The sequence below is a fragment of the Mycobacterium sp. E802 genome, assembly GCF_001666875.1.
Taxonomy (GTDB): Bacteria; Actinomycetota; Actinomycetes; order Mycobacteriales; family Mycobacteriaceae; genus Mycobacterium.
In genome coordinates, this window is the sequence record NZ_LZJD01000178.1 from 60185 (window position 1) to 84095 (window position 23911).

Annotated in this window: 24 protein-coding genes and 2 pseudogenes; 8 read left to right on the forward strand and 18 right to left on the reverse strand. The window is 64.9% G+C overall.

Annotated features, from left to right (window positions below; translation table 11 throughout):
- The first annotated feature begins 84 nt into the window (after window positions 1-84).
- Together A5699_RS26165 and A5699_RS26170 are read left to right on the forward strand one after the other, a co-directional pair.
- A complete protein-coding gene (locus A5699_RS26165; protein ID WP_067776120.1) occupies window positions 85-786 on the forward strand; it encodes a TetR/AcrR family transcriptional regulator in 702 nt (233 codons plus the stop codon).
- A gap of 4 nt (window positions 787-790) precedes the next feature.
- Complete coding sequence (locus tag A5699_RS26170) at window positions 791-1657, forward strand: polyphosphate kinase 2 family protein (RefSeq protein WP_067776122.1); 867 nt, start codon at window positions 791-793, stop codon at window positions 1655-1657.
- Window positions 1658-1787: 130 nt separating this feature from the next.
- Here A5699_RS26170 and A5699_RS26175 read toward each other — a convergent pair whose 3' ends face one another.
- The 4 genes from A5699_RS26175 to A5699_RS26190 all read right to left on the reverse strand — a co-directional run bounded on the left by A5699_RS26175 (window position 1788) and on the right by A5699_RS26190 (window position 6225).
- Complete coding sequence (locus A5699_RS26175; RefSeq protein ID WP_067776125.1) at window positions 1788-2663, reverse strand: cyclopropane mycolic acid synthase family methyltransferase; 876 nt, start codon at window positions 2661-2663, stop codon at window positions 1788-1790.
- Window positions 2664-2825: 162 nt separating this feature from the next.
- Complete coding sequence (locus A5699_RS26180; RefSeq protein ID WP_067776128.1) at window positions 2826-3686, reverse strand: 3-hydroxybutyryl-CoA dehydrogenase; 861 nt, start codon at window positions 3684-3686, stop codon at window positions 2826-2828.
- Between the two features lie 162 nt (window positions 3687-3848).
- Window positions 3849-5135, reverse strand: a complete 1287-nt coding sequence (aceA, locus tag A5699_RS26185; protein ID WP_067776131.1) for an isocitrate lyase — start codon at window positions 5133-5135, stop codon at window positions 3849-3851.
- Between the two features lie 268 nt (window positions 5136-5403).
- A complete protein-coding gene (locus tag A5699_RS26190; protein ID WP_067776205.1) occupies window positions 5404-6225 on the reverse strand; it encodes an acyl-[acyl-carrier-protein] thioesterase in 822 nt (273 codons plus the stop codon).
- A gap of 118 nt (window positions 6226-6343) precedes the next feature.
- On the opposite strand from A5699_RS26190, the gene ramB reads away from it, so the two are divergent.
- Both ramB and A5699_RS26200 read left to right on the forward strand, forming a co-directional pair.
- Window positions 6344-7759, forward strand: a complete 1416-nt coding sequence (ramB, locus tag A5699_RS26195; RefSeq protein WP_067776134.1) for an acetate metabolism transcriptional regulator RamB — start codon at window positions 6344-6346, stop codon at window positions 7757-7759.
- A 130-nt stretch (window positions 7760-7889) separates the two neighbouring features.
- Window positions 7890-8441: a carboxymuconolactone decarboxylase family protein gene (locus A5699_RS26200; RefSeq protein ID WP_067776136.1), complete on the forward strand. Its 552-nt coding sequence runs from the start codon at window positions 7890-7892 to the stop codon at window positions 8439-8441.
- Between the two features lie 102 nt (window positions 8442-8543).
- On the opposite strand, the gene A5699_RS26205 is transcribed toward A5699_RS26200, so the two are convergent.
- Genes A5699_RS26205 through A5699_RS26225 form a run of 5 tightly spaced genes read right to left on the reverse strand, consistent with a single transcriptional unit; the run spans window position 8544 to window position 11530 of the window.
- Window positions 8544-8813: a hypothetical protein gene (locus tag A5699_RS26205; RefSeq protein WP_067776139.1), complete on the reverse strand. Its 270-nt coding sequence runs from the start codon at window positions 8811-8813 to the stop codon at window positions 8544-8546.
- A complete protein-coding gene (lpdA, locus tag A5699_RS26210) occupies window positions 8810-10204 on the reverse strand; it encodes a dihydrolipoyl dehydrogenase (protein ID WP_067776142.1) in 1395 nt (464 codons plus the stop codon). Before lpdA ends, A5699_RS26205 begins: the two co-directional genes overlap by 4 nt.
- Window positions 10205-10234: 30 nt before the next feature.
- Complete coding sequence (locus tag A5699_RS26215; protein ID WP_067776145.1) at window positions 10235-10729, reverse strand: hypothetical protein; 495 nt, start codon at window positions 10727-10729, stop codon at window positions 10235-10237.
- Window positions 10722-11000, reverse strand: coding sequence for a putative holin (locus A5699_RS26220; RefSeq protein WP_067776148.1), 279 nt, complete (start codon window positions 10998-11000; stop codon window positions 10722-10724). Before A5699_RS26220 ends, A5699_RS26215 begins: the two co-directional genes overlap by 8 nt.
- Before the next feature lie 35 nt (window positions 11001-11035).
- Complete coding sequence (locus A5699_RS26225) at window positions 11036-11530, reverse strand: DUF779 domain-containing protein (RefSeq protein WP_067776150.1); 495 nt, start codon at window positions 11528-11530, stop codon at window positions 11036-11038.
- A 68-nt stretch (window positions 11531-11598) separates the two neighbouring features.
- Between A5699_RS26225 and A5699_RS26230 the strand changes: the two genes are divergently transcribed.
- The gene (locus tag A5699_RS26230) at window positions 11599-13602 is read left to right on the forward strand and encodes a prolyl oligopeptidase family protein (RefSeq protein WP_231965835.1); all 2004 of its coding nucleotides are present in this window, start codon (window positions 11599-11601) and stop codon (window positions 13600-13602) included.
- A gap of 100 nt (window positions 13603-13702) precedes the next feature.
- Here A5699_RS26230 and A5699_RS26235 read toward each other — a convergent pair whose 3' ends face one another.
- From A5699_RS26235 to A5699_RS26270, 8 genes and pseudogenes are all read right to left on the reverse strand, one after another.
- Window positions 13703-14548: a hypothetical protein gene (locus tag A5699_RS26235; protein ID WP_067776155.1), complete on the reverse strand. Its 846-nt coding sequence runs from the start codon at window positions 14546-14548 to the stop codon at window positions 13703-13705.
- Window positions 14549-14576: 28 nt separating this feature from the next.
- Window positions 14577-15434, reverse strand: coding sequence for a polyphosphate kinase 2 (gene ppk2 / locus A5699_RS26240; protein ID WP_067776157.1), 858 nt, complete (start codon window positions 15432-15434; stop codon window positions 14577-14579).
- A 68-nt stretch (window positions 15435-15502) separates the two neighbouring features.
- Window positions 15503-15881 (reverse strand): annotated as a pseudogene (locus A5699_RS26245) (VapC toxin family PIN domain ribonuclease).
- Window positions 15882-15978: 97 nt separating this feature from the next.
- Window positions 15979-16131: pseudogene (locus A5699_RS26250) on the reverse strand (type II toxin-antitoxin system VapB family antitoxin); the annotation flags it as partial.
- Between the two features lie 60 nt (window positions 16132-16191).
- On the reverse strand, window positions 16192-17721 hold the full coding sequence (locus tag A5699_RS26255; RefSeq protein WP_067776165.1) for an aldehyde dehydrogenase family protein: 1530 nt from the start codon (window positions 17719-17721) through the stop codon (window positions 16192-16194).
- Window positions 17722-17945: 224 nt separating this feature from the next.
- Window positions 17946-19097, reverse strand: a complete 1152-nt coding sequence (locus A5699_RS26260; RefSeq protein WP_067776168.1) for a YtxH domain-containing protein — start codon at window positions 19095-19097, stop codon at window positions 17946-17948.
- Between the two features lie 402 nt (window positions 19098-19499).
- Window positions 19500-20072 carry a PA-phosphatase gene (locus A5699_RS26265; RefSeq protein ID WP_067776169.1) on the reverse strand — a complete coding sequence of 191 codons (573 nt, stop codon included), beginning with the start codon at window positions 20070-20072 and terminating at the stop codon, window positions 19500-19502.
- On the reverse strand, window positions 20069-20587 hold the full coding sequence (locus A5699_RS26270; RefSeq protein WP_067776172.1) for a mycothiol transferase: 519 nt from the start codon (window positions 20585-20587) through the stop codon (window positions 20069-20071). Before A5699_RS26270 ends, A5699_RS26265 begins: the two co-directional genes overlap by 4 nt.
- Window positions 20588-20642: 55 nt before the next feature.
- Between A5699_RS26270 and A5699_RS26275 the strand changes: the two genes are divergently transcribed.
- Window positions 20643-22166 (forward strand): serine/threonine-protein kinase, encoded by a 1524-nt coding sequence (locus tag A5699_RS26275; protein WP_067776208.1) that lies wholly within the window; start codon window positions 20643-20645, stop codon window positions 22164-22166.
- Window positions 22166-22657, forward strand: a complete 492-nt coding sequence (locus A5699_RS26280; RefSeq protein ID WP_067776175.1) for a hypothetical protein — start codon at window positions 22166-22168, stop codon at window positions 22655-22657. Before A5699_RS26275 ends, A5699_RS26280 begins: the two co-directional genes overlap by 1 nt.
- Window positions 22658-22669: 12 nt before the next feature.
- On the opposite strand, the gene A5699_RS26285 is transcribed toward A5699_RS26280, so the two are convergent.
- Window positions 22670-23056, reverse strand: coding sequence for a VOC family protein (locus A5699_RS26285; protein WP_067776211.1), 387 nt, complete (start codon window positions 23054-23056; stop codon window positions 22670-22672).
- Between the two features lie 89 nt (window positions 23057-23145).
- Here A5699_RS26285 and A5699_RS26290 point away from each other — a divergent pair.
- Window positions 23146-23911 (forward strand): amidohydrolase family protein (locus A5699_RS26290; RefSeq protein ID WP_231965836.1); only part of this gene is annotated, 766 nt, incomplete at its 3' end.

Sequence of the window (23911 nt, forward strand, 5' to 3'; positions counted from 1 at the left end):
CCGATTCGGCGTCGCACCCACAGGTCCGCAGCCCCCGATCCGCCGTACTATTAAGCGGAACTAGGGAATGGGATTACTGCGACTGTGGCACAGCAGACTCCGGTGACGGTGAAAACCGACGGACGAAAGCGGCGCTGGCACCAGCACAAGGTGGAGCGCCGTAATGAACTCGTAGACGGCACCCTCGAGGCGATCCGGCGCCGAGGCAGCAATGTCAGCATGGACGAGATCGCCGCGGAGATCGGCGTCTCCAAGACCGTGCTCTACCGGTACTTCGTCGACAAGAACGACCTGACCACCGCGGTCATGATGCGGTTCGCCCAGACCACGTTGATCCCGAACATGGCCGCAGCCCTGTCGTCGAACCTCGACGGGTTCGACCTGACCCGCGAAATCATCAAGGTCTACGTCGAAACCGTTGCCGCCGAGCCGGAACCGTATCGCTTCGTGATGGCGAACAACTCCGCCAGCAAGAGCAAGGCGGTCGCCGACTCCGAGCAGATCATCGCTCGCATGCTGGCCGTGATGCTGCGTCGGCGGATGGCGCAGGTCGGCATGGACACCCGGGGTGCCGAAGCGTGGGCATTTCACACCGTCGGCGGGGTCCAGCTGGCCACCCACTCGTGGATGTCGAATCCGCGCATGAGCACCGACGATCTGATCGATTACCTGACCATGCTGTCCTGGAACGCGTTGTGCGGCATCGTCGAAGTCGGCGGCTCGCTGGAGAAGTTCAACTCGCAGCCACACCCATCTCCGGTATTGCCGCGTCAACTGCTTGACTGAACGGGTGAGCAAGGACGATCTGCCTACCCTGTGGACCCACGAACCACGCGAACACCTGGTGTTCCGCCCCGGAGACAAAGTCGCGCACATCGACACCAACAGCACACCGGGATTTCGCGGAACCAAGAGCGATGCGCCCACCCTGCAGACCGAACGCAATCTGCGGCTGGCCTCGCTACAGGAGATGCTCTACGCCCGGTCCAAAAGTGGTGACGACAACCGCTCGGTTCTGCTGATCCTGCAGGGCATGGACACCGCCGGCAAGGGCGGAATCGTGAAACACGTTGTGGGCGCGGCAAATCCGCAAGGTGTCCGATACACCAGCTTCGGCAAACCGTCCGAGGAAGAACGCGCCCACCACTACCTGTGGCGGATTCGCAACGCCCTTCCCCCGGCCGGTCACATCGGGGTGTTCGACCGCTCGCACTACGAGGACGTGCTCGTCGTGCGCGTCCACAACCTGGTGCCACCGGACGTCTGGGGCGCCCGCTACGACGAGATCAACGCCTTCGAACGCGAGTTGGTCGATGCCGGCACCACATTGGTGAAGGTCGCGATGTTCGTCTCGCTGGCCGAACAGAAGGACCGCCTGGCCGAGCGGCTGGAACGGCCGGACAAGTATTGGAAATACAACCCGGCCGACATCGACGAACGCCTGCTGTGGCCCAAATACCAAGAGGCCTACCAGGCCATGCTGGACAAGACCTCCACCGACTATGCACCGTGGCACATCGTGCCGTGCGACAAGAAGTGGTACAGCCGGCTGGCCATCACCGAACTGCTCATCGAAGCACTCAAGGGCCTCAACATGTCATGGCCGCCACCGGACTTCGACGTCGAGGTGGAGAAGAAGCGGTTGGCTGGCGCCTGATTTCTCTGGTCGTGCGTCGAGATTGAGCCCAGGGACAGGAATCGTGCGGGTCCTGTCCCTGTGTGCAATTTCGGCGCGCCAAGCACACAAAACTGCCCCCGACAGACGTCGGGGGCAGTTTTTGGAAAAACTACTTGACGAGCGTGAACTGACCGATGTTGGTGATGCCGCGACGGAAGAAGTCGGCGCAACCGGTCAGGTACTTCATGTAGCGGTCGTAGACCTCCTGGCCCTGCATGGCGATGGCCTCGTCCTTGGCCGCCTCGAGGTTGGCCGCCCACATGTCCAGCGTGCGCGCATAGTGCGGACGCAGCAGGTGGATGCGCTCCAGCTTGAAGCCCGAATCGTCGGCGAGCTTCTCGATGTCCTCGACCGCGGGCAGCTGCCCACCGGGGAAGATCTCCTCGCCGATGAACTTCATGAACTTCAGGTCGCTGATCGTCAGCTTGATCCCGTTTTCCCGGAAGTACGCCTGGGTGTGGGCCAGGATCGTGTGCAGCAGCATCCGGCCGCCGTTCTCCGGCAGGATGCTGTAGGCGCGCTCGAAGAAGATCGGGTAGCGCTCCTGCTTGAACGCCTCGAACGCACCGATCGAGACGATGCGGTCGACGGGCTCGTCGAACTCTTCCCAACCCTGCAGCCGGATGTCGATGCTGCGGTTGGTGTCGATCTTGGCCAGCCGCTCACGGGCGTATTCCGACTGCGCCTTGCTCAGCGTGATGCCGATGACGTTCACGTCGAACTTGGTGATGGCCCGCTCCAGGGCGCCGCCCCAGCCGCAGCCGATGTCGAGCAGCGTCATGCCCGGCTTGAGATCGAGCTTGCCCAGCGCAAGATCGAACTTGGCGTTCTGCGACTCGTCGAGGGTCATGTCCTCGCGTTCGTAGTAGCCGCAGGTGTAACCCATGGTGTTCCCCAGGAACAGGGCGAAGAAATCGTTGGAGATGTCGTAAATCGACTGCGATTCTTCGTAATACGGCGCCAGTTCGGACTCGACGTTGGACATGCGAAAATTTACCTCTTTGCGTTTTCTGCTGCTGACGACCGACGGTTTGGGGCCGACGCGTGTTTTTCACGCAGACTCGTTTGAGTGAGCCAGCAGGCCCTACTGTGGCTAGACTAGCTAAGCCTCGGCCAGAGTGCCAGCGCGGGTTGCGTCATGACGTGCTCAGTACTTGTAGAAGCCCTGGCCCGATTTTTTGCCGAGCTGCCCGGCTTCGACCATCCGCAACAACAGCGGCGGTGCGGCGTACAAAGGCTCTTTGAACTCGTCAAACATCTTGTCGGCGATGAGCTTGAGGGTGTCCAGACCAACCAGGTCGGACAACCGCAGTGGGCCCATCGGATGTGAAAGCCCCGCCACGATCGCCTTGTCGACATCGTCAATTGTGGCAAACCCACCCTCGACCATCCGGATGGCCGACAACAGGTACGGCACCAGCAACGCATTGACCACGAAACCGGACCGGTCAGAACAACGCACGACCTGTTTTCCGAGGACCGTCCCGGCGAATTCCTCGACGCGCTCGGCGGCGGCATCTGCGGTCACCAGAGTGCTGACCAATTCGACCAACGGCAACACCGGAACCGGGTTGAAGAAGTGCAGACCGAGAACCCTGTGAGGATTCTGGGTAGCTGCTGCCAGTTTCATGATCGGGATGCTGGAGGTGTTGGAGGCCAGCACCGCATCGGGGTCGGTGATGACGCTGTCCAGCTCGGCGAAGATCTTGGCCTTGACGTTCTCGTCCTCGATGACAGCCTCGATGACCAGCTGACGGTCGGCGAGATCGGCGAGCGTCGTGGTGAAGTTCAGCTTGGCCAGCGCGGCGTCCTTCTCGCGCTCGGTGACCTTGCCGGCGCTGACTGCGCGCTCGAGCGACTTGGTGATGCGGTTGCGGCCGGCGGTGACCAGCGCGTCGTTGGTCTCGAACACCAGCACGTCGACGCCCGCGCGGGCCGACACCTCGGCGATACCCGCGCCCATCTGGCCGGCGCCGATCACGCCTACTCGTTCAATTTGATTGCTCACGGCTTCTCTTTCTATACGCAGACAGGCCCCGCCCAAAACCTCTGGGCGGGGCCTGTGCGGTTACGTGTGATTTCTCTCCGCGAGCAGACGTAAACCGGGCATTTTCGCGGGGAAAATGACGGGTTTACGTCTGCTCGGCGAGAAGGGCTCCTCCGCAAGGGCCTAGTGGAACTGGCCCTCTTCGGTGGAACCGGCCAGCGCGGTGGTCGAGCTGTTCGGGTCAACCGTGGTGGCGATCCGGTCGAAGTAGCCGGCGCCGACCTCACGCTGGTGCTTGGTGGCGGTGTAGCCGCGCTCCTCGGCAGCGAACTCGCGCTCCTGCAGCTCGACGTAGGCTTTCATCTGCTCGCGGGCGTAGCCGTGGGCCAGATCGAACATCGAGTAGTTCAGGGCGTGGAAGCCGGCCAGCGTGATGAACTGGAACTTGAAGCCCATCGCGCCCAGCTCGCGCTGGAACTTGGCGATGGTGTCGTCGTCCAGGTGCTGCTTCCAGTTGAAGGACGGCGAGCAGTTGTAGGCCAGCATCTGGTCGGGGAACTCCGCCTTGACGCCCTCGGCGAACTTCTTGGCCAGCTCCAGGTCCGGGGTGCCGGTCTCCATCCAGATCAGGTCGGAGTACGGCGCGTAGGCCTTGGCGCGGGCGATGCAGGGCTCGAGGCCGTTCTTCACGTGGTAGAAGCCCTCGGCGGTGCGCTCACCGGTGATGAACGGCTTATCGCGCTCGTCGACGTCGGAGGTGATCAGGGTGGCGGCCTCGGCGTCGGTGCGCGCGATGACGACGGTCGGCACGTCGGCCACGTCGGCGGCCAGACGGGCCGAGGTCAGGGTGCGGATGTGCTGCTGGGTCGGGATCAGCACCTTGCCACCGAGGTGGCCACACTTCTTCTCCGAGGCCAGCTGGTCTTCCCAGTGCGAGCCGGCGACACCGGCGGCGATCATGGCCTTCTGCAGCTCGTAGACGTTGAGCGCGCCACCGAAGCCGGCCTCACCGTCGGCGACGATCGGGGCGAGCCAGTTCTCGACGGAGGTGTCGCCCTCGACCTTGGCGATCTCGTCGGCACGCAGCAGCGCGTTGTTGATGCGGCGGACCACCTGCGGCACCGAGTTGGCCGGGTAGAGGCTCTGGTCGGGGTAGGTGTGACCGGACAGGTTGGCGTCACCGGCAACCTGCCAGCCCGACAGGTAGATGGCCTTGAGGCCGGCGCGGACCTGCTGGACGGCCATGTTGCCGGTCAGCGCGCCCAGCGCGTTGACGAAGTCCATGTCGTGCAGCTGCTCCCACAGCACCTCGGCGCCGCGTCGGGCCAAGGTGGCCTCCTCGACGACGGAGCCCTGCAGGGCGACCACGTCGGCCGGGGTGTAGGTACGGGTGATGCCCTTCCAGCGGGGGTTGTGATCCCAGTCGTGCTGGATCTGCTCCGGTGACTTGGGGGTGCCCACGGTCGACATAGGACTGCTCCTTCGGTTTGGTTCAGTTGCTCCGCCGCCGCACCGCTCGCTCATTGCTAACGCTTTGGCAACTTCACTGATGTGCTGACTCGACCATGGCACAGCACATATTCGCAGGTCCACCCGTTTCAATTGCCAACTTTCGCCAAAGCGCTTAGCAAATTTGCAAATGTTGCGAAGAAATATGATGGCTGTACCGGTTCAGAAGCTACCGACGGGTAGCCCAAAGGCGCAGGTCAGTACGCCCGTACTGTTAAACCGGCGGGGGTCAGAGCGAGAAGAGTGAGGCGATCGCTTTCGTCTCGTCGCCGACGGCATATGTGAGCGTTCTAACAGTCCGGTCCGTCAGCCCCTCGCCGAATTTGTCGGTCGATCCGGCGGGGTGGACGTGCGACAGGATCTCGAGTTTCTCGCCCAGGGCGACGGCGGCGTCGTGCTCGATGGTCACCCGCAGCGGCTTCTGGAGGAGCTCGGGGTGCGAGTACAGGTAGTCCTCGATCACGGTCCAGTAGACCGAGTTGTTCATGTGGTCGAACAAATCGATGTCGGACACCCGCACCGGATACTCACGTACCTCCACCGCGTCCTCGCGACTCCCGGCCTTCAGGTAGGACTTCCACCGCAGTCGCGCCTCGTCGGTGGTGCGCCGCAAGCCGGCCAGGAAGTCGTCGGAGATGCGAGCCGGGCCCTGGGTCTCACGGTTGATGTTGATCCAGAAGGCCTCGGATTCCATCAGGCCGCCCTTGCGTCCGTCGATGCGCACCCGCATCTCACACCAGCGGTTCGACGTGCCCGAACACCACCGTCGCATCCGCAGCATGTCCTGGAATTCGATGGGCTTGATCAGATCGATCATCGTGCGCCGAACGATCCACAGTGGATGGGTCTCCTCGAAGCCGAGTTCACGCAGATGATCGGAGCCGATGTCCTGGATGTGCCGAGCCGCGGCGTCGAACCGCAGCCGGCCGACGCGGTCGATGTCGCCGACGCGAAGCGGCCATTGCCGGTCGAAGACGTCGGGATGCGGATCCGGCACCGGCATCATCACCTTGTTGAGTCCGGTGGTCGAAGTTTCCGCGGTTCCCGTCATGGCCATCTCCCAATCGCTGCGCCTGAGCCCGATCATGCCAGGCAGCCCGATGATGCCAGTAATCCCAAATTTGCCAACTATGCAAAGGACGTCTTCACAGGCTTGTAAGCTATTTGACGTGGCAAAAACGTTCGTGGGCTCGCGGGTGCGACAACTGCGGAGCGAGCGTGGGTTCAGCCAGGCCGCGCTGGCACAGATGTTGGAGATCTCCCCGAGCTATCTCAACCAGATCGAGCACGACGTACGCCCACTGACGGTTGCGGTGCTCCTGCGCATCACCGAGGTGTTCGGGGTGGACGCGACGTTCTTCGCCCCTCAGGACGACACCCGACTGGTCGCCGAGATGCGCGAGGTGACGCTCGACCGCGACCTCGGTGTCGAGATGGACGTCACCGAGGTGGCCGACTTGGTGGCGGCATATCCCAATTTCGCCCGCGCGCTGGTCAACCTGCACCGCCGGTATCGGCTCACCACCACACAGCTGGCCGCAGCGACCGAGGATCGGTATTCCGACGGCAGCGGCAGCGGATCGATCACCATGCCGCACGAAGAAGTACGCGACTACTTCTACCAACGCCAGAACTATCTGCACGAATTAGACACTGCCGCAGAGGATCTCACCGCCAAGATCCGTATGCATCGCGGTGATCTGGCCGGCGAACTGGCGAACCGGCTGACCACCGTGCACAACGTGCGGATCGTTCGGCGCATCGATCTGGGTGACACCGTGCTGCACCGCTTCGACCCGGCCAGCAAGACCCTGGAGATGAGCAATCACCTGGGCACCGGTCAGCAGGTGTTCAAGATGGCAGCCGAACTCGCCTTCCTGGAGTTCGGCGAGCTCATCGACAAACTCGTCGACGAGGGCATGTTCACCAGCGCCGAGTCCCACACCTTGGCCCGGCTCGGGCTGGCCAACTACTTCGCCGCCGCAACCGTGCTGCCCTACCGCCAATTCCATGATGTGGCCGAGAATTTCCGTTACGACGTGGAACGGCTGTCGGCGTTCTACTCGGTGAGCTACGAGACCATCGCGCACCGGCTGTCGACCCTGCAACGCCCGTCGATGCGTGGCGTGCCGTTCTCCTTCGTCCGGGTCGACCGGGCCGGAAACATGTCGAAACGCCAGTCCGCCACCGGTTTTCACTTCTCCTCCTCGGGCGGCACCTGCCCGTTGTGGAACGTGTACGAGACCTTCGGCAACCCCGGCAAGATCGGCGTGCAGATCGCCCAGATGCCCGACGGGCGCAACTACATGTGGGTGGCCCGCACCGTGGAGCGTCGCGCCTCGCGCTATGGGCAACCGGGCAAGACCTTCGCCATCGGGCTGGGATGCGAACTGCGCCATGCCCATCGGCTGGTGTACTCCGAAGGTCTGGACCTCTCCGGCGAGGCGGCCACACCGATCGGATCAGGCTGTCGGGTGTGCGAACGGGACAACTGCCCGCAACGGGCGTTCCCGGCACTCGGCAAGGCCCTGGACCTCAACGAGCACCGCTCGACAGTGTCGCCGTATCTGGTGCGCCAGCCGTAGTCGCCGCGACAGCCCGCACACCGTCCACGCCGTTTTCCACACCTGGGTCGTGGTGACGGCCAATTCACCGCCCTGCGGTAGAAACCGGTGCGGCCTTCCCACCCTGCCATCTTGTGCCAGACTCGGCGGGGTGAGTGCACTCGAGCCGGCCCGTATCGCACCGGGCGGATTCCGTGAGCTGGGCCCGGTCAACTGGGCCATCGCCAAGCTGGGCGCCAGAGCCATCCGGGCACCGAGGTTCACCCTGATGAACGTGTTGGGCCAGCACAAGCTGCTGTTCTTGGCGTGGCTGCCGTATTCCGGGCTGCTGCTCGGCCCGCTGGGCAAGCTGTCGCGTCAGGATGCCGAGTTGGTCATCCTCCGGGTCGGCCATCTGCGGGATTGTGAATACGAACTGCAGCAGCACCGGCGGTTGGCCCGCAGTCGCGGCGTCGACGAAAAGACGCAGGCCCGCATCTTCGAGGGACCCGATGCCGACGGGCTCACCGACCGCCAGCGGGTGTTGATCACCGCGACCGACGAGTTCGTCGTCACCCGGTCGATCTCGGCGGAAACGTGGGCCGCGCTCGCCGCCATCCTGACCAAACAGCAGATCATCGAATTCTGCCTGCTGGCAAGCCAATACGATGGCCTGGCCGCCACGATGACCTCGCTGCGGATCCCGCTGGACTTCCCCGACTGAGCGGCCGGCTCCCCCCGCCGGGCCGGTGCCGTTTTCTACCTCAGGGTTGTGCTGAGGCGTGCGCAACAGCCCAGGTGTAGAAACCGACGCGCGAATCGCTCGCTACAGATACGTGACGCCCAGCAACACCAGCGAGAACACCACCGGGGACACCGGCAGCGCCCACAGGAATGCCGCCCACGCGTGGTCTTTCTGCTGATACTTGCGCCGGCCGAAGTACGCGCCGGCCGCACCGCCGATCAGGGACAACGCGGCCACCAAGAGCGCCCAGATGGTCACCCGGGAGCCCTCGGTCGCCAATGTGATGGCAGCCAGCCACAGAATGTGGCCGGCCACCAATCCGGCTATGCCGGCAACGATTTCGTTTCTCAAAAGTTGATCATGTGACCGGTCAGCCCATGGAAGCACTCCTGCAGCGCCTCCGACAGGGTCGGGTGGGTGTGCACGTTGCGGGCCAACTCGTTGGCGGTGAGGTCCCACTTCTGGGCCAGGGTCAGCTCGGGCAGCAGCTCGGAGACATCGGGCCCGATCAGGTGCCCGCCGATCAGTTCGAGGTGCTTCTTGTCGGCGATCAGCTTGACGAACCCGGTCGGATCGGCCAGACCGTGCGCCTTGCCGTTGGCGGTGAACGGGAACTTGGCGACAACCACGTCGTATCCCTCGGCCTTGGCCTGCTCCTCGGTCAGCCCGAAGCTGGCCACCTGCGGCTGACAGAACGTCGCGCGTGGCATCATCCGGTAATCGCCCAGCGTCAGAGTCTCTGCGCCGCCGATGGTTTCGGCCGCGACCACGCCCTGCGCCTCGGCCACGTGGGCCAGTTGCAGCTTGCCGGTGACATCGCCGATGGCATAGATGTGCGGCACGTTGGTACGCATGTAATCGTCGATGCCGATGGCCTTGCGGTCGGTGAGCGCGACACCGGCCGCCTCGAGGCCGAAGCCCTCGACGTTGGGGGCAAACCCGATGGCCTGCAACACCTTGTCGGCCTGCAGTTCTTCGGTCTTGCCGTCCTTGCTTACGGTGACCTTCACGCTGGAACCGTCGTCGGCAATTGCTTCGACCTTGGTGCCGGTGAGGATCTTCACGCCCAGCTTCTTGTATTGCTTCTCGATCTCCTTGGAGACCTCGGCGTCCTCGTTGGGCAGGGCCCGCGGAAGGAACTCGACGATGGTGACGTCGACGCCGTAGTTCTTCAGCACGTAGGCGAACTCCATGCCGATGGCGCCCGCCCCGGCGATGATGATCGACCCGGGCAGCTCACGCGAGAGGATCTGGGTCTCGTAGGTGACGACGTTCTCCGACAGCGAGGTGCCCGGCACCAGACGCGTCGACGACCCGGTGGCGATGATGGCGTTGTCGAAGGTCAGCTCCTCGGTCCCGCCTTCGTTGAGCTTCACCGACATCGCGTTCGGGCCGGTGAAGGTGCCGTACCCGTGGACCTCGGTGATCTTGTTCTTCTTCATCAGGAAGTGCACGCCGGCGACACGGCCGTCGGCCACCTTGCGGCTGCGGTCGAAGGCGGCACCGTAGTCGAAGGTCGCCTCCCCGCTGATGCCGAAGGTCTTGGCTTCCTTGTTGAAGATGTGCGCGATCTCCGCATTGCGCAGCAACGCCTTGGACGGGATGCACCCGACATTGAGGCACACGCCGCCCCAGTATTTGGGTTCGACAATTGCGGTATTCAGCCCCAGTTGGGCGGCACGAATGGCCGCGACGTATCCACCGGGCCCGGCTCCGAGAACGACAACGTCAAAGTGGGTCACGAACCCACCCTAGTGGGCCGCGCAATGTTCCTACCGAGCGATCCAGCCGAACACGTAGGCGCCGTAGAAGACCGCCGCGGCCGCCATCGCCGCCAGCGGGGCCGACATCAACGCGATGGCCAGGGCGGATATCACCGGTCTGCGCTGGGCGGTGGACGCCAGCAGGGCCCCAACCGTGGTGACGACGACGTAGGTGAGCACGACGAACACCGGCCAGGTCTTGTCCCCCGATTCGAACCAGTAGTAGTACAGGCCCGCCCCGGCCGCCGCGGAGATGAACCACACCCCGGCGAGCACACCCACGAACGTCCACCACTTGACATATAGGTAGGACCCTTCGACCACGATGGACGGGGCCGGGGCAGCCAACGGTGCCGAAGGCGCGTCGTCGGACGCCGGTGGTTCCGGTGCGGCCGGCGCTTCCGCCGCGACAGGCGATGGATCCTCGACAGCGACGACCTCGTTCTCGCCGGTGTCGAACAGTGGGGTGAAGTCCGCGGTGGAGGTGTCGAGGTTCTCAGGCATTCGACGCCGCCTGGATGATCGTCAGGGCGGCGAACCAGCCGGGCGCGACGGCCAGGACGAACGCGCCGAACGTCGTGACCCACCGTCGTCCGGAAACCAGGACCAGCAGGATTCCGAGGACCCCGGGCACCCCGAGCACGAGCGCGATCACCACGTCGGGCCGCACGGTCGCCGTCACCAACAACGACGTGGCGACCCCGGCCAGAAGCCCGACGGCGACGCCGACCGACATTGCGCCGGTCAGTAGCCATGCGCGGGGCAGCGGAATCACCTTTCGACGATAACGCCGCGGCCCGCGCCGACCCGCTACATCTGCGCGGCGCGTCCTTGCGGTACCGGGCAGGCATCGGCGGCTTCGTCGACGATGTGGCTGCCGGTGTCGGGTGGGCGTACGCCGGCGGTGTACTGCGCACCGGTCACCGGAGTCTGCTCGTCGAGCAGGCGGTTCTCGTCGTCGGTGAAGGCGCGCCCGCGGGACAGGAATCGCATGCCTTCGGGCGCTTCCAGGCTGAACCCGCCGCCGCGGCCGGGCACCACGTCGATCACCAGCTGGGTGTGCTTCCAGGCGTCGAATTGCGGCCCGGAGATCCACACCGGCACGCCCGTCCCGACGTCGAGGATCGCCAACAGGATGTCCCGGTCGCCGACGATGAAGTCCCCGTCGGGGTAGCACATCGGCGACGACCCGTCGCAGCATCCGCCGGACTGGTGGAACATCAGGGCCCCGTGCCGCTCCTGCAGCCGCGCCAGCAGGTCGGCGGCAGCCGCGGTGATGAGGGCCCGTGCCGGTGCCTGGCCCATCACAACCTCGCTTCTTCTCGACAATGGTGTTGTTCGGCTCACAGTACGCGCGTGGTCACAATGGACGGGTGGCAACGGACCCAGCGGATCCCTATCTGTGGCTCGAGGACATCACCGGCGACGACGCGTTGGCGTGGGTGCGTGCCCACAACGAGCCGACGATCGCCGAGCTGAGCGGCGAACGATTCGAGACGATGCGCTCGGAGATCCTGGAGATCCTCGACACCGACGCACGGATTCCCTATCCCGGCCGGCGCGGTGAGTACCTGTACAACTTCTGGCGCGACGAGGCGAACCCCCGCGGCCTGTGGCGGCGCACCACGCTGGAGAGCTACCGCACCGACAACCCGGACTGGGACGTGATCCTCGATGTGGACGAGTTGGTCCGCGCCGAGGACGAGAACTGGGTGTGGGCCGGGCCGGAGGTGATCGAGCCCGACCACACGCTGGCGATGATCAGCCTGTCGCGCGGTGGGGCCGACGCCACGGTGGTGCGTGAGTTCGACATGCGGACAAGGGAATTCGTCGACGATGGGTTCGAGTTGGCAGAGGCCAAGTCGTCGGTGTCCTGGGAGGACGAGGACACCCTGCTGGTGTGCACCGACTTCGGCGAGGGCTCGATGACCGAATCCGGCTATCCGCGGATCGCCAAGCGCTGGCGTCGCGGGCAGCCGTTGGCCGAGGCCGAGACCGTGTACGAGGCCGAGCCGACCGATGTGCGGGTGATCGCCTCCGTTGACCGGACGCCCGGTTTCGAGCACACCCGGTTGGGCCGCTACACCGACTTCTACCACCGCATCCGCTATGAGCTGCGCGACGGCGAGTTGATCGAGATCAAGGTGCCGACCGACTCGTCACTGTCGCTGCACCGCGAGTGGCTGCTGATCTCGCTGCGGACCGACTGGCAGGTCGAGGACGTCACCTACCCCGCCGGCGCGCTGCTCGGCACCAATTTCGACGAATTCCTCGCTGGCACGGCCGATCTCGCGATGATCTACGAGCCCGACGAGCACAGCTGCCTGTCCGCCGCGCAGTGGACCCGCGACAAGCTGATCCTGATCACGCTGCGTGATGTCGCCAGCCACGTCGAGGTGGTCACGCCCGGGACGTGGGAACGCCACGATGCGCCGGACATACCGCCGGCCGCCGACACCATCGTCGTCGACATCGATCCCTTCGGCGACGAGGTGTTCTACAACTCAAGCGGATTCACCACCCCGTCACGATTGCTGTACGGCACCGCAGGCGGATCGTTGACCGAGGTGAAGTCGGCGCCGGCGTTCTTCGACGCCGACGGCATCGAGGTGGAGCAGTTCTTCGCCACCTCCGCCGACGGCACTCAGGTTCCCTATTTCGTGGTGGGTCGCCGCGACGAGCCGAGCCCCACGTATCTGTACGGCTATGGCGGGTTCCAGAATTCGTTGACACCGGGCTATATCGGCGGGATCGGCCGTGGTTGGCTGGCCCGCGGCGGCACCTACGTACAGGCAAACATCCGCGGTGGCGGTGAGTACGGGCCGGACTGGCACAAGCAGGCGATGCGGGAGAACCGTCATCTGGTGTACGAGGATTTCGCCGCGATCGCCGCAGATCTGGTGCGCCGCGGGATCACCACGGTCGAGCAGCTCGGTGCGTCCGGCGGCAGCAACGGCGGTCTGTTGATGGGCGTCATGCTCACCCACTATCCGGAGTTGTTCGGGGCGTTGGTGTGCAGTGTTCCGCTGCTGGACATGAAGCGTTTCCACCTGCTGCTGGCGGGTGCGTCGTGGGTGGCCGAATATGGCAATCCTGACGATCCAGCGGACTGGGAATTCATGTCGAAATACTCGCCATACCAGAACATTTCGGCCTCAGCGACCTATCCGCCGATCCTGATCACCACCTCGACCCGCGATGACCGCGTACATCCCGGGCACGCCAGGAAGATGACGGCGGCACTCGAGGCGGCCGGGCACCGGGTGCTGTACTACGAGAACATCGAAGGCGGGCACGGTGGCGCGGCGGACAACAAGCAAGCCGCCTTCAAGTCAGCGCTGACGTACGAGTTCCTCTGGCAGGTGCTCGGTTCCTAGGGCTTTCGGCGTCGCCGTTTTCGACACCAGGGTTGCCATGGGGCGGGAACGACAACCCTGGCGTCGAAAGCGGCGTTCGTAGGCCCGTTGGTGTGGCCGATCAGTCCCGCCGCCGCAGCCCACCGAGTAGCGCCACGATGATGCCGAACACCACCAGCCCGCCACCGGCGGCCAGGGTGAGGTTGAGCCATTGATGCAGGCTGTCGATCGCGTGGCCCACCATCGCGTCGGCGATCTGACGGATATCGCCACTGGTGTGGTTGAGCGCCTGGTTGAGGTAGCGTCGGCCGGCCTCCAACCCGGCCCAGCCACCCGCTCCCACCAACAGCGCGGAGATGCCCAGGGCAGCAAGGGTTTTACCGCGAGCGCGGGCGGCCGCCAGGGTGAGCAGGGCGAAGACTCCGGCGAGCACGGTTGCCCCGACACTGACCCACGGGCCCCATACGGCCAACGGACGCAGGATTCCTGGCCGCAAGCCCTCCGGCGCAGAGGATGCGATCGGAACCGTAAGGGTCTGCGGCACTTCGATGCCGAAGCCGTTCAGGGTGTCGTGAAACGAGGGATCCGAGAGCATCGGGGCCAGGTCGACGACCCAGTTGCCGTTCTCGTTGCGAGACAACCGGTCGGTGAACATCCACGTGTGTGCGACCTGGTTGGCCAACGCGAATTGACGGGGAAAGTCCGAGCCGGCGGTGTAGGCGCTGGCAACGACGCCGATCCGCCGCGCGTCAACCCCGGAGCCGCTCTGCGCCGCCAGGGTCTGCACCTGGGTGGTCAGTTCACCGGCCACCGCGCGTTGCAATTGCGGGTCGGTGGCTGCGTCCGCAGCGAAGGCCGAATAGCCATCCTGGTCGATGATGTTCTTCTGCAGCCACACCGAGGGCACCGCCGCAGCCAGCAGGACCGTCGTCACCACCCACAGGAACAGCGTCATGATGAAGCGCACGCCGTCCTCCTAATCCCGGTCGGACGGGTCAGTCCGACAAGGCTCGCCCAACGATCAGCGGATCGGCGTGGCCGACCACGTCAAAATCCTTGTTGTCGTAGTCGAACTTACCGAGCACGTAACGCATGGCGTTGATACGGGCGCGTTTCTTGTCGTTGCTCTTCACCACGGTCCAGGGCGCGATTTCGGTATCGGTCCAGGCGAACATCTCTTCTTTGGCCAAGGTGTAGTCGTCCCATTTGTCCAGCGACGCCAGGTCGGTGGGCGAAAGTTTCCATTGCCGCACGGGATCGACCTGGCGGATGGTGAAGCGGGTGCGCTGCTCGGACTGCGTGACGGAGAACCACAGCTTGGTCAGGCTGATGCCGTCGTTGACCAGCATCTGCTCGAACAACGGAGCCTGACGGATGAATTCGGCATGTTGCTTGGGAGTGCAGTAGCCCATCACCCGTTCCACCCCGGCGCGGTTGTACCAGGACCGGTCGAACAACACGATCTCACCGGCGGCGGGCAGGTGCTGTACGTAGCGCTGGAAGTACCACTGGGTGCGCTCTTTCTCGGTCGGCTTCTCCAGCGCAACGACCCGCGCGCCGCGGGGGTTGAGATGCTCCATGAACCGCTTGATGGTGCCGCCTTTGCCGGCGGCATCACGTCCCTCGAACACGATGACGTGTCGCAGGCCGTTGGCCTGGCTCCACTTCTGCAGCTTGAGCAGTTCGATCTGCAGCAGCCGCTTCTGTTCGTCGTACTCGTGGCGCGACATCCGGTCGTCGTACGGGTAGTTCTCCCGCCAGGTGTCGACCACCTCACCGCCGGGTTCGAGCAGCAGCACGGGGTCGTCATCGTCGTCGTCACGGACCGCGTAGCCGGTGATGTCGAGGGTCACCGGCCGACGGTATCCGTGCTTCCGGAATCGGGAGTGATGCCTTGGTGAACGCCAGGTTGCCGGGCCCGCTACGGGTCGACGACGCGGTGCGCGTTTACGTCGGCGAGGTAACGCTGGGCAAGCTCGAAATCGGCGTCGTCGTGCAGGACCACCAACCCCTTAGCAGCAGCGGTAGCGCAGACCAACAGATCAACGACCGACAGTGCGCGCACCGCGCCGGCGGCCGCGAGCCGGTGTTGAGCCGAATCGATCCAGCGCCAAACAGCTTTCGGTACAGGTACGTCGGGATACACGTCGCGAAACATCAGATTCATCTCGTCGAGCTCGTCAGCGTTCCGCGCCGATCTACGAAACTCCGCCCGCTGCGGTTCGCATGAACCAATGGCCCCGCTGACGAGTACAGGATCCCAAACTTCGGTGAGTTCCGGTTGCCGTTGCAAGCGCCATATCGCCGAGGAAGCCGCCAGGAACGCGATCACGTCCCGACGGACTTCTCATCCGTCCGCGCGGACACCCAACCCTCGTAGTCCCAGCCGCTCGACTGCTCGCGTGAGCGCGCCAGGGACTCGATGCGGCGGAACCGGTCGACGTAATCGCGCATCGCGAGGTTCACGGCATCCTTCTTGGTGCGCACCCCGGCGATACGCATAACCTCGACCAGAGCGTCGTCGTCGAGATCGATCTGGGTCACCGCCACGACAAACCCCAATGTTGGTGATGTATGCCTTAACGATACATCACCAACATAGAGGCTGGGCTACTTCGCGGTGCGGCGCGGACGGGCCAGTGCCAGCTTGGTCATCATCTTGTTCATCCGGCCCAACGCCTTCTCTGAGTTGTTGTAGTACGTGCCGCCGGCACCCACGCTGGTGCGCGGCACCACGACGGTCTCCTGCCGGCAGAACTTGCGCACCCCGTCGACGCCACCGAAGCGGGCACCGATGCCCGAGGTCTTCCAGCCACCCATCGGGGCGGTGGTGCACATCAGGTTGGAGATCACGTCGTTGACGTTGACGGCACCGCAATCAAGCTGCAGCGCCACCTTTTTCGCCCGCTCGACATCCTTGGAGAACACCGAGGCGCTCAGCCCGTAGGGGCTGTCGTTGGCCAGGCGCACTGCCTCCTGGACCGAGGACACCTTCATGATCGGCAGCGTCGGGCCGAAGGTCTCTTCTGTCATGCAGGCCATCGAGTGATCGACGTCGACGAGCACGGTCGGCTCGAAGAAGCTCCCGCCACCTTCGGGCCGCTTGCCACCGGTCAGCGCCTTGGCGCCGGCGGCGACGGCCTCGTTGACGTGGCGTTCGGTGATGGCGACCTGGCTCTCGTCGATCTGGGCGCCGAAGTGGTAGCCCTCGCCGGTGCCCATCTTGAGGTTCTCCACGGCTTTGACGGCGGCGGCCACGAACTGGTCGTAGACCGACTCGAGGGCGTACACCCGCTCGACGGACACACACGTCTGCCCGGCGTTGAACATCGCGCCCCACACCGCGGCGTTGGCGGCGAGCTCGACGTCGGCATCCTCGAGCACGATCATCGGATCCTTGCCGCCGAGCTCCAGGCTCACCGGGGTCAGGCGGCGCGCGGCGCGCTCCATCACCTTGGCCCCGGTCGCCGACGAGCCGGTGAACTGGATGTAATCGGAGTTGTCGATGACGGCCTCCGACACCTCGCGGGCACCTTGAGCCAGCGCGAACACCTCGGGCGCACCGGAATCCAGCCAGCCGCGCAGCAGCACCTCGGCGGTCAGCGGAGTGCGCTCGGACGGCTTGAGCAACACCGCGCAGCCGGCCGCCAAGGCACCGATGGCGTCCATCATCGCGTTGGCCACCGGGTAGTTCCACGGGGCGATGATCCCGACGACGGGACGCGGCCGGTAGTGCACAGCGATCTTCTTGATCGACAGGAAGGCCAGCGGGGCCGGGCGGGAATCCGGCGCCATCGCCTTCTCCACGACCTTGATGTAGTAGGAGAGGATCATGATCAGCAACGGCACCTCTTGGGCGGCGTCCATCGCTGACTTGCCGGTCTCGGCGATCAGGAGCTTTTCGATCTCCTCACGGTGCTCGCCGAGCCATACCGCGTACCGGGCGAGGACCTTCGCGCGGCCTTTGGCGCCACGGGCTTCCCATTCTTTCTGGGCCTCCCGCAGACCGGCCGCGATGCGCGGCACGTCGGCGGCGTCGGTCCAGGTCACCTGGCCTGCGACGGCACCGGTCGCGGGGTTGTGAATGGTGCCGGAACCCGAGAACTCTCCGGTCAGATCTACATCTGGCGTCGCTGTCATGGTGCCTATGTTAATCACCATTTGTGACCCACGTCGCACCGGGGTTGACACCTGTCAAGTGCGGCTCGGCGCGGGCATGCGCCGAGCGTGCATTCAGATCGCCCAGATGGCCGAATTTGCGATCTGTGTGCACGCTCGGCGATGGCTAATTCCGGGTAAAGCGCAATGCCGACAGCGGGCGGCTACCTCTCGGTCACCGCCCGCTGTCAGCCTCCACCCCAAGCTCAGTCCTCGGAGCCCTTCGACTCGTCCTTCGAGGTCCCCGATTCCTTCTTCGACGTGACCTTCTTGGTCAGGTTCGACGCCGCAGTCTTGGCCTTGTTCACCGCGTTTTCCACGTTTGTCTTGACCGTCTCCCGACGCTTCTCGGCCCGGTCTTTGGCGTCATCGACCGACTTCTTGATCTTGGCGTTCAGGTTGGTGACGTGCGGCTTGAGGTTCGACACGTCGCGCTTGCCGGTCTCGGGCGCGTCGGCCTGCAGGGTGGCCTGCTGCGACTGCTTGGCGGCAGGGTCAGGCAGGTTGCCGTCGGGCTTCACGTCGACTCCGAGAACGTTCGCGGCCGCAACCCGTACCGCGTTTCGCACACCGAGCATTTCCTTGTTGCGGAACTGCATGAGGGTGCCATCACCGTTCGGATCCTTGGGATTGTGGTTAGTACCGCCACCGAGCGACGTAGGGAGCGCTTCGGCAATCCCGTCGATGGCCGGATCGATCGCCCACTGCGGGCCGTCGATGTAATCGCGGACCACCTTGTAGATCTCGACGTTGTTACCGCCCTCCACTGCCTGAGCAAGGGTGATCAGGCTCGAGGCCTGGAGGACAGGCAAGCTGGCGAGTCGGATGCCGGATTCGATCAACTTGTTCGACAGGTCGTAGGCGTAGTTGGCGTCTTGATCCGCGCTCACCCCCAGCGCATCGGCAACGACTCCGTGAAGATCTTGCCTCAAGCCATACAGCGTTCCATCGCGGAATTCGGTCCAGATGGCCGAGTTCGCCGGTTCCTCCGGGTTGCCGCCCTGAGATTCCGGCAAGATCGCGGCCGCTGCGTAGATGAGCGGATCCGCGACGTACAGCGGGGCATCGATGATCGACCGTGCGACTGTGTACAGCCGGTCGTTGTCACCGGCAACGATGGCTGCCGCCGCGATCGCGGGGATGAACGGTACCTGCTGGGGCTGTTGGGCGAGTCGTTCCGCCGCCATGATGAGCAGTGCGTCCGGCTTCTTGCCAATGAAGTCGCTCACCCCCGTGAGCGCAACCGACGCTTCCACCACACGCGTCGGCGGTGAAGCGACCACCGGGGTGGCGGCGATGACGGTGGCGCCGGCGATGGCTACGCATGCCGTCAGACCACTGGAAACGCGACTGCTCATAGATGAAATCCCCTCGATGACTTGATGTTTGGGCTGGCCGATGACTCGGCACGTGCAGAAAATTACTCGCTACTCATCAAGATCTCAGCTTTTTCTCAGCTCGTTTTCGACCGATATTTGCATACGCAATTATCGTGAGCGCAAATTTCATTGGTGCAAACCAGCAAAAGTCGCTATTTCCGCAGCTCGCTACGGCCGGCGAAGGTTGCCGAGGCAGACCTCGACAACCGAAAGTCTTGTCCGGTGCAACACCAAGAATCGCCTGGGTCTGAACCATCAAGGGGTACTTGACCGTTAGGCCGCACCTGAAAATGACCCCGACGAGGGAAGCGCGGCGGCATCGACCGACCGCTCGGCGATCGTCGCCGAAAAGAAAACGCCGCACGTCGAGGCGTTCATCGCTCAGCGAAGTTCAGGTGACATGCCCACGTCCCGATCGGCCCGCCCGAAGCGATCGAACATCGCGGCCACACACACCACGGATGTGCCCAGCAACGCCGCACCGAGGGCATCGGTGAAGTAGTGATAGGTGACGGCCTGCCCGAATGTGCCCAACAGGCTGACGCAGAGCCCGATCAACACCGCCCAGAACGTCACCCCCGCCACCACCACGAGCAGGCCGACCACCACCACGAGAAAGGTGGTGTGGCCGCTGGGGTAGGCCAGCGCGCCGCCCTTCTCGCGGCCGAAGAGTGGTTTAGAGATCCGCACAATGCCGATCGCCACCGGTGGACTGACCGCCATGGCCAGCGCCAACCCGGTCCGGTGTTGCCGCACCGCGACGACGATGCCGATGATCAACGCAGCCGTCATCAACAACGGCGTGGTGAACAGCAGGAAGGCATCTCCATACGCGCCCATCTCACTGCCGAGCCGTTGGAACCAGATGTCGACCGGCACCGGCCCGCGCCGGACCGCCCATCCGAGCAGCACCATGGCGGCCACGCCGATCGGCGGCCACCATCGGGCGATCAAGGGATGATGCCGCGCAGATATGCCGCCTGACCGAGGTGCTGGGCGCAATCGTCGATGATGCTGACCAGGCGCGCACTCGCCGTCACCGGCGGGTCCCAGTTGGTGTCGACGATGCGGCCGAGTTCCTCGGCGGTCACGCCGGCGATGTAGGCCAGGGTGTCTTTGTGGACCGCCCGGTAGTACCCGGCCAGCAGGTCCGCCGGGGCGTGCACCTTCGCGACGTCCTCGGCGCTGTGTCCGTACCCGATGTCGTTGGCCGGTAGGTCGAGCGCGAATCGGTCTTTCCAGCCCTCGCGGGTCCACACCTGCTCGACCCCCGCGATGTCACACAACTGCAGGTCCTGGACCCGCGCGCTGTGCCAGATCAACCACGCGATGCTGTTGGCCTGGGGGGTCGGGCGGTACCGCGAGACGTCCTCGGTGAGCCCGTCGGTGAGATCGTCGACATGTTCGATCAGCCGGGTGAATGCGTCGCGCAGCAGTTCCCGGACGGCGTCGGAATCGGCAGCAGTCATGATCCCGACGCTACTCGCGAACCGGGCGGCGGCCGTCCCGACTACCATCACGGGCATGCCGTTGAATACCGGTGACGTGTTCGCCGGGTACACGATTCAACGTCTGCTCGGCTCCGGCGGCATGGGTGAGGTGTATCTGGCCCAGCATCCGCGACTCCCCCGCCAGGACGCGCTCAAGATCATGCCGGCCTCGCTGACCAACGATGCCCAGTACCGTGACCGGTTCAACCGGGAAGCCGACATTGCCGCCACACTCTGGCATCCCCACATCGTCGGTCTGCACGATCGGGGTGAGCACGAGGGGCAGCTGTGGATCGCGATGGATTACGTCGACGGCACCGACGCCGCGCGTTATGTGCGCGACCAGCATCCCGGCGGGATGCCGCTGACCGAAGCGGTCGAGATCGTCACCGCCATCGCCGAGGCACTCGACTACGCCCACGAGCGCAACCTGCTTCACCGTGACGTCAAGCCCGCCAACATCCTGCTGACCGGCCCGCAGACGGCTCGAAGACGAATTCTGTTGGCCGACTTCGGCGTTGCCCGCCGTATCGACGACATAAGCGGGATCACCGCCACCAACATGGCCGTGGGGTCGATGGCCTACTCCGCTCCCGAACAGCTGCTGGGACAACCGATGGACGGCCGCGCCGATCAGTATGCGTTGGCGGCCAGCGCCTTTCAGCTTCTCGCCGGCCATTCTCCGTTCCACCATTCCAATCCCGCGGTGGTGATCAGCAAGCAGCTCAACGAGCTTCCCCCGAGCCTGCGGACCGAGCGCCCCGAGTTGGTCCATCTCGACGACGTGATCCGCAAGGGCATGGCCAAGGATCGCGGCGCACGCTACGAGCGGTGCGCGGATTTCGCCAAAGCGCTCGGCGCGGCGCCGGCGTCGCCGCAGCCCGTCATCCCGGTACCTCAGCGCGCCCCGTCCGCGCCGCCCACGCCGACGCCGTCGGTGTCGGCCGAGCCACCCCGGATCATCGCGGCCCCGACGTTCTCGGCGCCGAGTCTCCCGGTGATCAGCGCGCCGCACCTGTCGCCCGGCTGGTCGGGGCCCAGCCCGATCCCGCAACCGCATCGACCCCAGAAACCCGGCCCGGCAAGGGTTGTGGTGCCCGCCGCGCTGGCGGTCCTACTGGTCTGCACCCTGGTGTTCACGATCAGCCAGTTCATCCGCTCCACGCCCGTGCCGCGCAGCACGCCCTCGTGGCAGCCCTACGTCGAGGCGGCCGAGACGTTCGCGTTGCACACCGTGACCGTCAGCGCGGACACCGTCGACACCGATCTCGCGATGATCATGGACGGGGCCACGGACAAGTTTCGCGCCGACCTGCAGAACCAGGCGCCCGAGATCAAACGCAAGGCGCGCGAGCTGGGCGTGCACACCGAGGGAACGGTCACCGGCGCGGGCGTCGAATCGGTGTTCTCCGACGAGGCGGTCGTCCTGGTCGCGGTCGACACCAAGGTCACGGTCACGAGCAACCCGGTCGGCGTCGTTTCGCTGCAACGCACCAGGGTCACCGTGCAGCACGTCGACGGTAGCTACAAGGCCTCGAAGCTGGAGTTCGTCAACTGATGGGAACACGCACGCGCGGCTGGCTGATTCTGGTCCTCACGCTCATCGTGGGGATCGTCGTGGTCGCCGGGCTGGGCTTCTGGCAGCTGTCGGTCAAAGGTCAACCGGCGCCGGCTCCGATCGCCGACGATGACCATGCCCGCGAACAAGTCACCGATTTCGTCACCACCAATGTCGTCAAGGTCTTGAGCTTCACGCCCACCACGAGTCGGGGCGACACCGACGCGGTCAGCAAGGTGCTGACCGGCGCGGCTGTCGACGAGTACCGAAAGCGCATCCGCGAGAAACCCGACAATGTCACCCAGAGCGCCACGGTGCGCAACACCGGCGTGGAGTCACTGTCGGACGACGAGGCCAAGGTGGTGGTGTTCGTCGACCAGACCGCACAGCCGGCCGGCGGCGGCCCCTCGACCAAGGACGCCCTGGCCTACCGGGTCAGCCTCAGCCGGGTCGACGGCGATTGGCTGATCTCGGAGCTGGAACCGCTGTAACTCTGTGCGCCGCTATGACGCCGCGGCGCCGTGGAAGACCGCCTCGACGTTGTTGCCGTCGGGGTCGCGGACAAAGGCGCCGAAGTAGCCCGGGTGGTACTCGGGCCACAGCCGCGGTGCATGCAACGACTCGGCTCCCAGTTTCAGCGCGGCATCGTAGAACGCGGTGACGGCGTCGGCCCCGTTGGCCTGGAAGGCGACGTGGATCTCGCGGTTGGGCCCGCCGACCTCACCGGCACTGGCGTCGGCGATCCAGAACGCCGGGTGTCCGTCGGTGCCGTAGCCGATGGCCACGCCATGATCCAGCTGCCGGGTGTAGCCGAGGACACCGAGCACGGTGTCGTAGAACTCGGCCGCCTTGGCGAAGTCGATGCAGTTGATGCCGAAGTGATCGATCACAGCCGAGATCCTGGCATGCGCCACCGACAACCCCACCAATTTCGGCCAACCCCATGGGCATACACAGGTAGTCGTCGTAGGTTTGTTAGATGAGCTATGACCTGTGCATCCGCGGCGGCACCATCGTCGACGGCCTGGGCGGGAAACCGTACGCCGGGGATGTCGCGGTGCGCGACGGTGTCATCGTGGCAGTGGGGTCCGCGCCCGAGCCTGCCGAACGCGAGATCGACGCCACCGGCCTGTTGGTCACCCCCGGGTTCGTGGACCTGCACACCCACTACGACGGCCAGGCGATCTGGTCGGACCGGCTCAACCCGTCCTCGGCGCACGGGGTCACCACCGCGGTGATGGGCAATTGCGGGGTGGGTTTCGCGCCGTGCCGCACCGACGACCACGACGTGTTGGTGGATGTGATGGCCGGCGTCGAGGACATCCCCGGGGTGGTGATGGTCGACGGCCTGCCGTGGACCTGGGAGACGTTCCCCGAGTTCCTCGATGCCCTGGGGTCTCGCCGGCTCGATATCGATGTGGCGGCATTCCTGCCGCACTCGCCGTTGCGGGTGTACGTGATGGGCCGGCGCGGCATCGACCGAGAGCCCGCGACCACCGAGGACCTGGCGCTGATGCGCAAGCTCGCCGCCGAGGCGGTCGAATGTGGCGCACTGGGCTTCGCCTCGTCGCGGCTGACGATCCACAAGACCGAAAGTGGGCGCCCCATCCCCAGTTACGACGCCGGCTATGCCGAAATCGAGGCGATCGCCCGCGGGGTCGACGACGCCGGCGGCCACGTCGAACACGGTCTGCAGGGCCGGTTCATAGTCACCCGCCACCAGATCGGGCACGAACTGGATCAGG

Bases quoted from the DNA above. Each gene is read 5' to 3' on its own strand.
- A5699_RS26260 (WP_067776168.1), bottom strand. From the start codon at position 19,097: ATGAGCAGTCGCGTTTCCAGTGGTCTGACGGCATGCGTAGCCATCGCC.
- A5699_RS26270 (WP_067776172.1), bottom strand. From the start codon at position 20,587: ATGACTGCTGCCGATTCCGACGCCGTCCGGGAACTGCTGCGCGACGCA.
- aceA (WP_067776131.1), bottom strand. From the start codon at position 5,135: ATGTCGACCGTGGGCACCCCCAAGTCACCGGAGCAGATCCAGCACGAC.
- A5699_RS26275 (WP_067776208.1), top strand. From the start codon at position 20,643: ATGCCGTTGAATACCGGTGACGTGTTCGCCGGGTACACGATTCAACGT.
- A5699_RS26280 (WP_067776175.1), top strand. From the start codon at position 22,166: ATGGGAACACGCACGCGCGGCTGGCTGATTCTGGTCCTCACGCTCATC.
- A5699_RS26190 (WP_067776205.1), bottom strand. From the start codon at position 6,225: ATGACGGGAACCGCGGAAACTTCGACCACCGGACTCAACAAGGTGATG.
- A5699_RS26255 (WP_067776165.1), bottom strand. From the start codon at position 17,721: ATGACAGCGACGCCAGATGTAGATCTGACCGGAGAGTTCTCGGGTTCC.
- A5699_RS26175 (WP_067776125.1), bottom strand. From the start codon at position 2,663: ATGTCCAACGTCGAGTCCGAACTGGCGCCGTATTACGAAGAATCGCAG.
- A5699_RS26225 (WP_067776150.1), bottom strand. From the start codon at position 11,530: ATGGGCCAGGCACCGGCACGGGCCCTCATCACCGCGGCTGCCGCCGAC.
- A5699_RS26215 (WP_067776145.1), bottom strand. From the start codon at position 10,729: ATGCCTGAGAACCTCGACACCTCCACCGCGGACTTCACCCCACTGTTC.